At 63.9% G+C, this 13,192-nt stretch carries 13 protein-coding genes; 6 read left to right on the top strand and 7 right to left on the bottom strand.

What is annotated here, in order from left to right:
• Positions 1-41: 41 nt before the first annotated feature.
• From P3S72_RS16000 to P3S72_RS15970, 7 genes are read right to left on the bottom strand one after another with little or no spacing between them, the layout of a single operon-like run.
• On the bottom strand, positions 42-1,406 hold the full coding sequence (locus P3S72_RS16000; protein WP_276193055.1) for an ATP-binding protein: 1,365 nt from the start codon (positions 1,404-1,406) through the stop codon (positions 42-44).
• Positions 1,403-2,065, bottom strand: coding sequence for a response regulator (locus P3S72_RS15995; protein ID WP_276193054.1), 663 nt, complete (start codon positions 2,063-2,065; stop codon positions 1,403-1,405). The genes P3S72_RS16000 and P3S72_RS15995 overlap by 4 nt, the downstream gene beginning before the upstream one ends.
• 11 nt (positions 2,066-2,076) lie before the next feature.
• The gene (locus tag P3S72_RS15990; RefSeq protein WP_276193053.1) at positions 2,077-2,721 is read right to left on the bottom strand and encodes a tetratricopeptide repeat protein; all 645 of its coding nucleotides are present in this window, start codon (positions 2,719-2,721) and stop codon (positions 2,077-2,079) included.
• Positions 2,718-3,527 carry an SDR family oxidoreductase gene (locus tag P3S72_RS15985; protein ID WP_276193052.1) on the bottom strand — a complete coding sequence of 270 codons (810 nt, stop codon included), beginning with the start codon at positions 3,525-3,527 and terminating at the stop codon, positions 2,718-2,720. Before P3S72_RS15985 ends, P3S72_RS15990 begins: the two co-directional genes overlap by 4 nt.
• Positions 3,514-4,188 carry an iron-containing redox enzyme family protein gene (locus P3S72_RS15980; protein ID WP_276193051.1) on the bottom strand — a complete coding sequence of 225 codons (675 nt, stop codon included), beginning with the start codon at positions 4,186-4,188 and terminating at the stop codon, positions 3,514-3,516. Before P3S72_RS15980 ends, P3S72_RS15985 begins: the two co-directional genes overlap by 14 nt.
• Complete coding sequence (locus P3S72_RS15975; RefSeq protein ID WP_276193050.1) at positions 4,185-5,663, bottom strand: AMP-binding protein; 1,479 nt, start codon at positions 5,661-5,663, stop codon at positions 4,185-4,187. The genes P3S72_RS15980 and P3S72_RS15975 overlap by 4 nt, the downstream gene beginning before the upstream one ends.
• The gene (locus P3S72_RS15970; protein ID WP_276193049.1) at positions 5,653-6,330 is read right to left on the bottom strand and encodes a thermostable hemolysin; all 678 of its coding nucleotides are present in this window, start codon (positions 6,328-6,330) and stop codon (positions 5,653-5,655) included. The genes P3S72_RS15975 and P3S72_RS15970 overlap by 11 nt, the downstream gene beginning before the upstream one ends.
• 182 nt (positions 6,331-6,512) lie before the next feature.
• Between P3S72_RS15970 and P3S72_RS15965 the strand changes: the two genes are divergently transcribed.
• The 6 genes from P3S72_RS15965 (at position 6,513) to xylB (ending at position 13,191) form a co-directional block, all read left to right on the top strand.
• The gene (locus P3S72_RS15965; RefSeq protein WP_276193048.1) at positions 6,513-7,064 is read left to right on the top strand and encodes a cytochrome b; all 552 of its coding nucleotides are present in this window, start codon (positions 6,513-6,515) and stop codon (positions 7,062-7,064) included.
• Between the two features lie 154 nt (positions 7,065-7,218).
• The gene (locus P3S72_RS15960) at positions 7,219-8,751 is read left to right on the top strand and encodes a sugar ABC transporter ATP-binding protein (protein WP_276193047.1); all 1,533 of its coding nucleotides are present in this window, start codon (positions 7,219-7,221) and stop codon (positions 8,749-8,751) included.
• 13 nt (positions 8,752-8,764) lie between these two features.
• A complete protein-coding gene (locus P3S72_RS15955; RefSeq protein WP_247407449.1) occupies positions 8,765-9,733 on the top strand; it encodes a ribose ABC transporter permease in 969 nt (322 codons plus the stop codon).
• A gap of 34 nt (positions 9,734-9,767) precedes the next feature.
• On the top strand, positions 9,768-10,700 hold the full coding sequence (locus tag P3S72_RS15950) for an ABC transporter substrate-binding protein (RefSeq protein ID WP_276193046.1): 933 nt from the start codon (positions 9,768-9,770) through the stop codon (positions 10,698-10,700).
• Positions 10,701-10,721: 21 nt separating this feature from the next.
• A complete protein-coding gene (locus P3S72_RS15945; protein ID WP_276193044.1) occupies positions 10,722-11,714 on the top strand; it encodes a LacI family DNA-binding transcriptional regulator in 993 nt (330 codons plus the stop codon).
• A 16-nt stretch (positions 11,715-11,730) separates the two neighbouring features.
• Positions 11,731-13,191: a xylulokinase gene (gene xylB / locus P3S72_RS15940; RefSeq protein ID WP_276193043.1), complete on the top strand. Its 1,461-nt coding sequence runs from the start codon at positions 11,731-11,733 to the stop codon at positions 13,189-13,191.
• Position 13,192: the final 1 nt, after the last annotated feature.

Genomic DNA, 13,192 nt, shown 5'->3' with positions numbered 1-13,192 from the left:
CGCAGACCCTAGGGCTGGCACATTAGCCGGCTAACGTCCCGTCAACCGGGGATTTCCAGGGTCGCCCGCAGGCCGCCGGTCGCCAGGTTTTCCAGGCGCACCTGGCCTCCCAGGCGCTGGGCGATGGTTTGCACGATGGTCAGGCCCAGGCCTGCACCGTGGGCATTGCCACGGCTGTAGAAACGCTCGAACAGCCGTTCGCGCTCGGTCTCGTCGATGCCGGGGCCTTGATCGTCGACGGTGAGGGCGAAACGCTCGGCGTTTTTGCGCAAGCCCACGGTGATCACGCCCTGATCCGGGGAGAAGTTCGCGGCGTTGGTCACCAGGTTGGTCAGGGCGATATTGATTGCGGCGGCATCGGTATTTACCGGGTACGGACCATCCTCGACGTCGAATACCAGTTCGAGGCCTTTGCTCAGCAGCCATGGCGTCAATTGAATCAGGGTTTCGCGCACCGTGGTCGCCAGGTCGACGGCCTGTATCGACGGTTGCACGGCGCTGGGTTCCAGGCGCGCCATGGTCAGCAATTGGTTGACCAGACGGCTGCTGCGGTCGACGCCGGCGATCAGAAAGGCCAGGGATTCGCGGCGTTCGGTTTCGGTGCCGGCTTCCAGCAGGTTCTGGGCATGCACGCGCAATACCGCCAGTGGCGTGCGCATTTCATGGGCGGCATCGGCAATGAAGCGTCGCTCGCGGCCGAGCATTTCCTGGATCTGCGCGAGCATGCGGTTCAGCGCCGCCTGCATCGGCTCAAGCTCCGTGGGCAGCGGGGTCAATTGCATCGGTTCGAGGGAGCCGGAATGCCGCGCGCGCAGGGTGGCGGCCATATCGGCCAGGGGCTTTAGACCCCAGCCGATTGCCAGCCAGACCATCGCGGCGAGAATCAGGCTACCCAGTACGTTGGGCCACAACGTATGCCGCACGATGCGCTGCACCAGGTCGGTGCGCACATCGTCGCGCTCGCCCACCCAGATCCGCAGGCCGTTGTCCTTGTCCTTGAGTACGAAGCCGCGCCATTGACGGCCATTCAGGTCGCTGACGTTGCTGAAGCCCGGCTGGCTGGGCGCCGGGACAAATGAGGGTGCGCTGGCGGTAAACACCAGCAGTTCGCCCTTGGTGTTCCACACCTGGAAGGCGACTTTGCTTTCATAGGGGTGCCCATCCACCTTGGGCACAGCTGCGCCCAAGGCTTTGTTGAAGGCACGGTACAGGTCTTCCTGGTCTTGGCTGGCCAGCGGCATGCTCATCACGCCCTGGAGCAGCCGGGCGTTCTGTGCCAGTTGTGCGTCATAGACTTCGGCGATTTCGTGGTTGCTGTCATGCAGATTGAGCACGCTGATCAGCAGCAGCCCGGCGAGCAGCAGGCCAATGATCAGGGTCAGGGTACGCCGCCGAATAGAAGTCATCCGCGCTCCTCCACCAGGTAGCCGACGCCGCGAACGGTGCGGATCAGCTCGCTGGAGAATTTCTTGCGCAGGTGATGGATATGCACCTCCAGGGTGTTGCTTTCAGCTTCTTCGTTCCAGCCGTAGAGCAACTGCATCAACTGGTCACGGGTCATGACGCGGCCAGGTGGCGACAGCAGTTCGTGCAGCAGTTGGTACTCCTTGGGGGTGAGCAGCACCGGTTCGCCGTGATAGCTGACTTGTTGCGTGCTCGGGTCCAGGCAGACGCCCGCGTGCTCGATCATGACCCGCGCACGGCCAGCACTGCGGCGCAGCAACGCGCGCAGGCGCGCCTTGAGCTCGGCCAGGTCGAAGGGTTTGATCAGGTAATCGTCGGCACCGGCGTCGAGCCCGGCGATACGGTCTTCGGTGGCGTCTCGCGCCGTGAGGATCAGCACCGGCAAGTTCGAGCCGCTGTCACGCAGGCGGCGCAGCACCTCCAGCCCATCCATGCGCGGTAGCCCGAGGTCGAGCACCGCCACGTCAAAGGTTTCGCTGAGCAGTGCATGCAATGCACTGCTGCCATCTTTGAGCCAGTCAACGGTGTAGCCCTCACGTACCAGCGCCTGGTGAATACCTTCACCCAATGCCTCGTCATCCTCGATCAGTAATAGGCGCATGGGGACTCCTGTCAGTTGAGTTTTTTGTTGATGTCGGCGAGCACGCTTTCGATCTCTTTGCGCCGTCCGGCATCGGCCGTTTCCCGGCCAGGTCGTGGGGCGGCGAGCAGCGCTTTTTGCAGGGCATCACGGGCTTCGCCGTAGCGTTTTTGCCGGTACAGGTGATCACCCCAGAAGTACAGACTATCTATGCCCGTCGGGTTCAGTTGCAAGGCCTGCTTGAGTAACGGTTCAGCCTTGTCGGCATCCCCAAAGCCGATCGGCCAGCCAGGCACCCGATCATACAGTGCGGCCAGGCTGGTATAGGCAGAACCTTGCAGGGCCTTGGGGTCGAGGGCGAGGGCTTTTTCCAGGTCGACCTTGGCCGCCTTGACCTTGCTCAACGCGCCAAGCCCACCCTGGGCACCGGCCCAACTGCTGCTGACAATCCCGGACCAAATCCAGGCCTCGGCTGCTTGAGGCCGCGCCTGGGTGAAGGCCGTCGCCTGGGAGGCGAGCTGCTCAAAGGCTTGGGGGCGCTGTTCCTCGGGCAGGTTGTATTGAATGTGCGCCCAGCGCGTCTGGATATCGGTCAGACGTTGCTGGTCGGCGGCGTCCAGCGCCCAGGTGAGCGGGCTCAGGGCGGTGAGCAGCAGCGCGGCGAAGAGGCGTTTCATTGGTTCAGATCCTTTTTAACGGGTTTATCGCTCAGGCGGCGTACCAGTGGCAGTTGTTTACGCAAACCACGGTCGACCAGATTCGGCAGCAGGCTGTTGAGGCGCACAAAGAAGCGCTCCGGCCAGCCCAGGTAAAGATCGCGGCGGTCGTTGGCAATCGCTTTGATCACGGCGGCGGCGACGCTGTGCGGTTCGTCGACGTTGGACTTGAGCGCATCGTTCAAGGCCTGCGCCGCCGGGCTGTTCATGCGGGTTTGGGTGGCGCGCGGCGCGACATACAACACACCGACGCGGGTGTCGGCCAGTTCCCGGCGCAAGGCTTCGGAAAACCCGCGCAAGGCGAACTTGGTGGCGCAGTAGGTGGCATAGCCGGGGTAACCGATCGAACCGTAAGTCGAGCCGACGTTCACCACCATCGCGCTCGCGGCGTGCTTGAGCATGGGCAGCAGCAGCTTGGTCAGGCAGATCGGCGCGGTGATGTTCAACGCGAGCATGCCGTTGATTTCGTTGTCGTCCAGCTGTTCCAGCATGGCGAAGTGGTTGACGCCGGCAGCGTTGATCAGCAGGTTGACGCCGCCGATGGCTTCAGCGGCGGCCAGCACCTTGCGCCGGTCGTTGAGGAAGGTCAGGTCGGCACCCACCCAGCACAGTTGCTCCGGGTACTGGGCCAACAAGGCTTCCAGCGGTGCGCGATGACGCGCCACGGCCAGCACGTGTGCACCACTGGCGCACAGCGCGGTGGCGATCGCCAGGCCAATGCCACCGCTGGCGCCGGTCAGCACCACACGGGCGTCAGACAGTTGCATGGGGAGCCTCCCCGATACGCGACAGGTTGCGGAACATGTCGGTGTAGAGGGCATACACCACCTTGGATGAATGGATCACGGCGGCCTGGTCGGCGGGGTCGTCCAGGCTGTTCATCAAGCGGCGATACGTCTCCATGTGTCCGATGTCCAGGGCACCGTGGGAGCTCAGGTAGCTGAACGCCGTCTCCGGCAACTGCAGGCGGTCACGGATGCTGCCGGCCGCGTGGGTGGCCAGGGCGATGCTGGTGCCTTCGAGCACATTGACCATGCCAAACAGGCCGACGGGGTTGTCACGGGCGATCAGGTCATAGAGGTAGCTGACCATCAACTCGATGGGCAAGCCGGGGCGGCCGTCACGGACCGCGTCTCGGTCGCCGCCACAGGCCGCGATGTCATCGAGCACCCATTGCTCATGGCCGTATTCATCCTCGATGTACTCGCCGACCGCCTTGCGCAGCCACTCCAGGCGCGAGGGCAGGCGCGCACCGCAGGCCATCATCAACGGCACGGTGTGTCGCACGTGGTAGTAGGCCTGGGCCAGGAACTCACGGTAGCTTTCCAGGCTGACTTTGCCTTCCAGTGCATCACGGATGATTGGCAGGCTGAACAGTGCCTGGCGTTCCTGTTGGGTAGCGTCTTGCAACGTGTCAAAAAAGTTCACGATGAAGTTTCCTCGTTGAGTGCAGGGGCAAGGCGGGATTGATAGCGCGCGACGATGGCGTCACGCCGTGGCCGACCATTGGCGGTGAGCAAGCCATTGGCGGCGGTAAACGGTTCTTCCAGGCGCGTCCAGCGATGCACCTGCGCGTAGTCGGGCAGGCCGCTGTTGGCCAGGGCCACGGCGGCGGCCAGTTGGGCATCGGTGCAGTCGGCACGATGCGGCCACAGCAGCGCATGGTTCTCCGGCAGGGCCTCGCCGTAGACAAAGGCCTGGGCGATGGCGCCGCCCTGGGTCAGTTCGGCCTCGACCCAGTCCGGGTTGACGTTGCGCCCGTAACTGGTGACGAATTGATGCTTCTTGCGGCCTTTGAGGTAGAGAAAACCGTCGTCATCGAACGCGCCCAGGTCGCCGCTGGGCCACCATTGTTCGGGCTGTTCGGTCTGGCCCAGGTAACCGAGCAAGGCCGAGCCCTTGATCAGCACTTCGCCGTCCTCGGCGAGGCGGATCTCAACATGCGGCAACGGCTGGCCGACACTGCCTGGCCGCTGTGCACCGGGACGATTGAGGCACACCACCGAGGCGCACTCAGAGAGCCCGTAACCTTCGAACACCGGCACGCCCAGTTGCTGCGCCCTTAGCAGTAAAGTCTTGGAGACCCGCGCACCGCCCACGGCAGCAAAGCGCAGGCCTTGCGGGCTGAACGCCTTCTGCTCGGCGGCGACCACCAGCATCAACAGCAACTGCGGCACCAGGATCAGGCTGTGGGGCTGGCGCACCGCCAGGCAGCCGAGCAATTGCGCAGCGTCCACCGCACTGGCGCCCTGGATGCCCAGGCTCTTTTGGCTGGGCAAGCTCAAGGTGGCGCCGGCATACAGCGCGGCGTAGCACCCCAGGTTCTCGAGCAGGATGGCAAGTGGCAATAATGCCAGGTGATGACGCGGGTCGCTGGTGTGGCTGGCCTGGTACAACTCGCGGGCCACCCGCAGCACGCTGTCGGTGCTCAGGCACACGCCTTTGGGCGTGCCGGTGGTGCCCGAGGTAAAGGTCACTTTGGCCGTGCCCAGGGGCATCGAAGGGCGACCTTCGAACGCGCGGCACCAAAAATCGCCGGTTTTGCGGTAACCGCCGGCGTGCAATTGGGCGTCCAGGTACGGTTCGGCGATCACGCGCTCGGCGTGGCTCTGTTCCAGGCAGTGGGCGCGCTGGGTCGGGCTGAAGAACGGCGGCAGGGTCAGGCAGGTCAAGCCTTCGAACAGGATCGCCAGGTCCCACAGCATGGCCTCGACGCCATTGTCCAGGGCCAGGGCCACCACCTTCACGCCTTCATCGCGCAGGCGTTCCTGTCGATAGGTCACCTCGGCGAACAGCGCAGTGTAATCCATCTTCAAGGTGTCTCCCCACAGGGCGACGGTGCCGTCATTGCGCTCGGCATAGCCGCGAAGAACAGCGTGGAAACGGCGGGTTTCAGGCGACATGGCTGGCGTCCTCAATTGTGGTAGGCAACCCCAGGCGCGAGAACAGGCCCATGTTGCGCAGATGGGTGAAGCCGGCGCGGATATTGCCGACATGCACCCAGGGTTGGCTTTCGTAATAACTGCCCCAGTGATGGCGCTCATCGCCCAGGCGCTGCGGGTCGGCGGCGCACAGGGTGACGGGCTTCAAACCGAGGCGATGGAAACTGTTGACCAGGCCGATATTGCCGGTGAACGCCACCCACTCCAGGCCGGCCATGGCCAGCAACCAGGTGATGGCGATGATGCTCAGGCGCGCACTGCCGGTGTCGCTGGCAGCCAGGTTGCCGACTTCGGCGATGGCCCGGCGGTCTACCGGTTGCTCGGCGGCGGCGCTGATCAGCGGATCGATCGGATGGTCCAGGTATCGCTCCAGGAACAGCGGCTCGTCGCTCGCCAGGCGCACACCGGCGACGGCACACAGTTGACCGTTGGCCTGGCTGACGCCAAACAGCTGCGGCATGAAATGACGGATATCGGCACCGTGGGCAATGCGAAAGCGCTGTTGGATGAAGGCCTCGAAGGCCGGGCGTTGAGGGTCTTGGGGCAGGGCGCGGGCAAGGGACAGCGGCGCACTGTCGGCTTGCCCGAACAACAGGGGCAAGGGAATCTTCCAATCAATACCGGGCATTGGCGTTATGCCTCCCAAGTGAAGTTGGGAGGAGTATCGAAGGCATTTCTTAACGAAGTCTGAAGGTGGTGAAAATGATCGTTTCAGCGATCTTCAGATTGTCTTAAGGCTAGCCGGGCAGGGTGACCGCGACTTTATCAAGGCCGGGTCCGGCCCCACCCCCAGCACAAGGTTCCTTTTCTATGACCGAAAACCTGATGACACCGCGCTATGCAAGGCTGTCGATGATTCTGCACTGGTTGATGCTGGCGTTGTTTGTCGGCGTATACGGTTGCATTGAAATCAAAGGTCTGTTGCCTCGCGGGCACGCACTCAAGGGGCTGTTCCTCGGCGCCCACGCGCTGTTCGGTATTGCGATTTTCCTGCTGGTGTGGCTGCGCCTGCTCGGGCGCCTGATGCCGCGTCCACCGATCGTGCCGCGCCCGCCAGCCTGGCAGACGGGGGCGTCGCACCTGATGCACCTGGCGCTGTACGGCCTGATGATCGTCACGCCGCTGCTGGCCTGGCTGATGCTCAACGCCGCGGGCAAGCCGATACCGTATTTCGAGTTTTCCTTGCCGACCCTGGTCGCGGCGGACCCGGACCTGGCCAGGCAGTTCAAGCACTGGCATGAATGGTTGGGCAGCGCCGGGTATTGGCTGATCGGCCTGCACGCCGCCGCCGGGTTGTTCCATCACTACTGGGTGCGGGACAACACCTTGGTGCGCATGCTGCCTAAACGCTACGAACGCTGAGATCGCGGCCAACTAGCTTGATGAAACGTTTCATCAGGCGACAAACGGGCTGCGCAAGCGCTTGCGTAAGTAAATGTATCTGATTAGAGTCGGTGGAAATCGGCTCTGATCCAAGGAGCGCGAATACAAAAATAATAAAATCAGGAGCTCATTCATGAGCCTCGAACCCTTGCTTGAGATGCAGGGCATCAGCAAAACCTTCAACGGTTTGCGTGTGCTCAAGAATGTCGGCCTGAAAGTCTACCCCGGCGAAATCCACGCCTTGATGGGGGAGAACGGCGCCGGCAAATCCACCCTGATGAAAATCCTCTCCGGCGCTTACCAGGCCGACCCGGGCGGCACCATCCGCATTGCCGGCCAGCCTGTCGCAACGTTCGATCCCGCCACCGCCAAAGCCCTCGGCATCGCCGTGATTTACCAGGAACTGAGCCTGTGCCCGAACCTGAGCGTGGCCGAGAACATCTACCTGGGCCGTGAACTGCGCCGTGGCTGGACCATCGACCGCCAGGGCATGCTGGCCGGTTGCGTGGAGGTGCTGCAACGCCTGGGCGCCGAGTTCACGGCGGCGACGCGGGTCAGCAGCCTGTCGATTGCCGAGCGCCAGTTAGTCGAAATCGCCCGCGCCCTGCATGCCCACGCCAAGATCCTGGTCATGGACGAGCCCACCACGCCGCTCTCGTCGCGTGAGACCGACCGCCTGTTCGCGCTGATCAAACAGTTGCGCGGCCAGGGCCTGGCGATCATCTATATCAGCCATCGCATGGCCGAGATCTACGAACTGTCGGACCGGGTTTCGGTGCTGCGCGACGGCCAGTACATCGGCGAACTGACCCGCGACGCGCTGTCGGCTGAGGTGCTGGTGAAGATGATGGTGGGCCGCGACCTCTCCGGTTTCTACAAGAAGGAGCACGCGGCCTATGACCCCGGCGCGGTGGTGATGCGCGTGCGCGACATGGCCGACGGCAAACGCGTGCGCAACTGCAGCTTCGACCTGCACGCCGGCGAAGTGCTGGGCATCGCAGGCCTGGTGGGGGCAGGGCGCACTGAACTGGCGCGGCTGATCTTCGGCGCCGACCCGCGTACCGCCGGCACCCTGGAAGTGGTGGGCAAGACGGTTACGCAACTGCGCACCCCGGCCGACGCGATTCGCGCCGGCGTGGTGTACCTCACCGAAGACCGCAAGGCCCAGGGCCTGTTCCTGGACATGAGCGTGGCCGACAACATCAATGTCTGTGCCTGTGTGCCGGACGCGCATGCCGGTGGCGTGCTCAATCGCGGGCATGCTGCGCAGCGCTCGAATGACGCGATCAAGTCGCTATCGATTCGCGTGGCGTCCGGCAAGGTCAACGTCGGCGCGTTGTCTGGCGGCAATCAGCAAAAGGTCTTGCTGGCGCGGTTGCTGGAGGTCAAGCCGCACGTGCTGATCCTCGATGAACCCACGCGTGGCGTGGACATCGGCTCCAAATCCGAGATCTACCGCATCATCAATCAACTGGCGCAGGCCGGCGTGGGCATCGTGGTGATTTCCAGCGAGTTGCCGGAAATCATCGGCACCTGCGACCGCGTGCTGATCATGCGCGAAGGCCAGTTGGTGGCCGAAGTCGGCGGGGCTTCGGGCCACGTCATTTCCCAGGAACGTATTATTGACCTCGCCACCGGTGGCGATCAGGTGGCTGCCCATGGCTGATTCGAACAACACAATGACCCTCCCCGTCATCGGCAAGGCCGAGCGCGTCCGGGAACTGATGCGCAGCGTCGGCATGCTGCCGGTGCTGGTCCTGTTGCTGGTGGGCTTTGCCCTGGCCAGTGAAAACTTCCTGACGGTGCAGAACCTGTCGATCATCACGCAACAGGCCTCGGTCAACGTGGTGCTGGCGGCGGGCATGACCTTTGTGATCCTGACCGCCGGCATCGACCTGTCCGTCGGCGCGATCCTCGCGGCGTCGGCCGTGGTGGCGTTGCAGGCCTCGATGTCGCCGCAGTTCGGCATGTTCGGGATTGCCGCCGGGATTGGCTTTGGTCTGTTGCTGGGCCTGGTCAACGGCGGGTTGATCGCGTTCATGCGCTTGCCGCCGTTTATCGTCACCCTCGGCGCGCTGACCGCCATGCGCGGCCTCGCACGTTTGCTGGCCGACGATAAAACCGTGTTCAACCCCGACCTGCCGTTTGCCTTTATCGGCAACGACTCGATCCTCGGCGTGCCGTGGCTGGTGGTTATCGCGGTGGCGGTGGTGGCGCTGTCGTGGTTCATCCTGCGCCGCACGGTGATGGGCGTGCAGATCTATTCGGTGGGCGGCAACCCGGAAGCGGCGCGGCTCTCCGGGATCAAGGTGTGGAAGGTGCTGCTGTTTGTCTACGCGATGTCCGGTGCGTTGGCCGGGCTGGGCGCCGTGATGAGTGCTTCACGCCTGTTCGCCGCCAATGGCCTGCAACTGGGGCAATCCTACGAACTGGATGCGATCGCCGCAGTGATCCTCGGCGGCACCAGCTTTACCGGCGGCGTCGGCACCATCGGCGGCACGCTGATCGGCGCACTGATCATTGCGGTACTGACCAATGGCCTGGTGCTGCTGGGCGTCTCGGATATCTGGCAGTACATCATCAAGGGCATCGTGATCATCGGCGCGGTGGCGCTGGATCGCTATCGCCAGTCCGGTGCGCGGACCTGAGTTCACTCCTACAACAATCACAAGAGAGACCCGCATGAACCTAAAACACATCTTTCCCGTCATTGCCTTGGCTGCCCTGATGTCCCAGGCCGTGGAAGCGCGTGAATTGAAGGCCCTGGGCATCAGCATGGGCTCGTTGGGCAACCCGTATTTCGTGACCCTGGCCGACGGCGCCACGGCTCGTGCCAAGGAGCTGAACCCCAGCGTCAAGGTCACGTCGGTGTCGGCCGACTATGACTTGAGCAAGCAGTTTTCGCAGATCGACAACTTCATCTCGTCCAAGGTCGACCTGATTCTGATCAACGCCGTCGACCCGTCCGCCATGGCCTCGGCGATCAAGAAAGCCCGCGACGCCGGCATTATCGTCGTGGCGGTGGATGTGGACGCCAAGGGGGTCAACGCGACCGTGCAGACCGACAACGTCGAAGCCGGCAAACTGGCTTGCCAATTCCTGGTGGACAAGCTCGCGGGCAAAGGCAACGTGATTATCCAGAACGGCCCGCAAGTGACCGCCGTGACCGACCGCGTCAAAGGTTGCAAGGCCGCCTTGGCCGCTGCGCCGCAGATCAAGGTGCTGTCCGATGACCAGGACGGCAAAGGCTCGCGAGAAGGCGGACTGAACGTGATGCAGGGCTACCTCACGCGGTTTGCAAAAATCGACGGTCTGTTCGCGATCAACGACCCCCAGGCCATCGGCAGCGACTTGGCGGCCAAGCAGCTTAAACGCGGCGGTATCATTATCACCTCGGTGGATGGCGCACCGGACATCGAGCATGCGCTGAAGACCGACACCCAGATCCAGGCGTCGTCCAGCCAGGACCCATGGGCCATGGCGCAGACGGCGGTGAACATCGGTAATGACCTTCTCAACGACAAGGCGCCCGCCGAAACGGTTACGCTGCTCACGCCAAAACTGATCACCCGCGACACCGTCGCGACGTACAGCGGTTGGTCGAGTAAACACTGAGTCACTGAGGGGAACAGCGCCGTGGTCACCATGGATGACGTCGCAAGCAGAGCGGGGGTGTCGACGTCAACGGTGTCCCATGTGTTGAACGGCACCCGCAAGGTCAGCCCGGCCACGGTGCAGGCGGTGCAGCGCGCGATCCAGGAACTGGGTTATATCCCCAACACCCTGGCGCGTTCGCTGGCGCGGTCGAGCACCAGCACGATTGGCGTGGCGATCTCGGCGCTGTCCAACCACTACTTCAGCGAAACCGTGCACGCGATCGAAACCGAGTGCGCCAAGCACGGCTACATGATGCTGTTCGTCGATACCCACGATGACCCGGAGCAGGAGCTGCGGGTGGTCACGGCGCTGCATCATCGGCGCGTCGACGGCATTGTGTTGGCGCCCTCGAACGGCTCGCTGGCCCTGGAGTATCTGCGCGCCAGCGAGATTCCGGCGGTGCTGGTGGATCGGATGATGAGTGAGCAATTCGATCAGGTCGGGGTGGCGAATACCCAGCCGACCCAAGCGCTGATCGCCCACCTGATCGCCCATGGGCATCGTCGAATCGGCTTCATCGCCGGGCGCGCGGGGTTCAGCACCACGGATGAACGGGTCGCCGGTTACCGCGCGGCATTGCACACTGCGGGGCTGGCGTTTGATCCGCAGCTGTTGGTCAACGGGGGCTCCAACACCGAGCCGGCACGCCAGGCCACGGTGCAGTTACTCGGCCTGGCAGCGCCGCCGACCGCGATCATGGCCGGCAACAACCTGATGACCCTCGGCGCCATGCAGGCCTTGCGCGATGCGCATATCGAGGTGCCGGCGCAGATGGCGCTGGTGGGCTTCGATGATTTTGATTGGGCGGATTTCTTTGTGCCGCGCCTGACGTTGATCGCCCAGCCGGTCCAGGCGCTCGGCGTTCAGGCGGTCAACCTGTTACTGCAGCGCATGGCTGCGCCCGCCGCCCCGACCCGGAGTGTGCGTCTGGAGCCGACCCTGCAAATACGTAACTCCTGTGGCTGTGATTGATTGGAATGACATGCGGATGAACAGTGCTGTTTCCCTCGGCATCGACCTGGGCACCTCGGAACTCAAAGCCATCCTGATGGACACCCACGGCGCCGTGCTGGCTCAGGCCGGCGTGCGCTTGAGCGTCTCGCGTCGGCACACCGGCTGGTCCGAACAGGCGCCGCAAGACTGGTGGCAAGCCTGTTTGCAGGCGCTGGATGTGTTGCGCGCGCATGAGTCGTTTGCCCGGGTGGCGTGCATCGGCCTGTCCGGGCAAATGCACGGCGCGGTATTGCTGGGGGACGACGACCGCGTGTTGTACCCGGCGATTCTGTGGGACGACTCGCGCGCGGTAGCCCAAGCGGCACAGCTCGGCCCAGGGTTCGCCGACGTCACCGGCAGCTTGCCGATGGCCGGGTTGACCGCGCCGAAACTGCTCTGGCTGCAACAGCATGAGCCCGAGGTGTTCAAGGCCATCGATTGCGTGCTGTCGCCCAAGGATTACCTGCGCCTGCGCTTGAGTGGGGAGCGCATCAGCGAGATGTCCGATGCGGCCGGGACGCTGTGGTTGGACGTGGCCAATCGTCAGTGGTTTAGCCCCATGCTGCGGGCCACCGGCCTGACACCGGAGCAGATGCCCAGGCTGGTGGAGGGCGGTGCGGCGAGTGCTGTTTTGACCGCCAGCGAGCTGGGTTTGTCTGCCGAGGTGGTGATTGCCGGCGGCGGTGGCGATAACCCGGTTGCGGCCGTGGGCATCGGCGCGATCAACGCGGGTGACGGTTTCATCACGCTGGGCACCAGCGCGGCGCTTGTCGCCATCACCGACCATGCGGCGGGCAACCCGGCCACTGCGGTGCATAGCTTCTGCCATGCGCTGCCTGAGCGCTGGTACACCATGGGCGCGATGTTGGCCGGCGCCAGTTGTTTGCGCTGGGTCACGCGCCTGACGGGCATGCCGGATGAACAGGCGCTGTTGGACCAGGTCCAGGCCCAGTTGCCCATCGGCCAAGCGGTGCCGCTGTCCACTCCGTTGTTCCTGCCTTACCTGGCCGGCGAACGCACGCCGCATAACGACCCCTTGTTGCGCGGCGGCTTCATGAACCTGGGCCACGACTGTACCCCGGCGATGCTCGGGTATGCGGTGATGGAAGGCGTGGGCTTTGGCCTGCTGGACGCGTTGCGCGCGGTGCAAGCGAGCGGCGCCGACGTCACCACTTGTGCGCTGGTGGGCGGCGGCGCGCGCAGTGAGTATTGGGCGCAGTTGCTGGCCAACATCCTGCAGCGGGAAATCTTCACGCTGCACGGCAGTGAGCTGAGCGCGTGCATCGGCGCGGCGAAGCTGGGGTTCCTGGCCATCGGCCAGGGCGCGGATTTGCTCGCGGCGGGCATGCCGGTCAAGGCTCGGTATGTGCCGGATGGGGCGCAACAGCCGGTGCTGGAGGCGCGTTATCGCAAGTTTCAGGGGCTGCTGGGCGCGGCCAAGGCCCTGCACGACTGAC

This window comes from Pseudomonas sp. D3 (assembly GCF_029320995.1).
In the GTDB taxonomy this organism is placed as follows: domain Bacteria; phylum Pseudomonadota; class Gammaproteobacteria; order Pseudomonadales; family Pseudomonadaceae; genus Aquipseudomonas; species Aquipseudomonas paraveronii.
The sequence above is the reverse complement of the archived record's forward strand: the minus strand, read 5'-3'. Positions and strand labels throughout refer to the sequence as shown.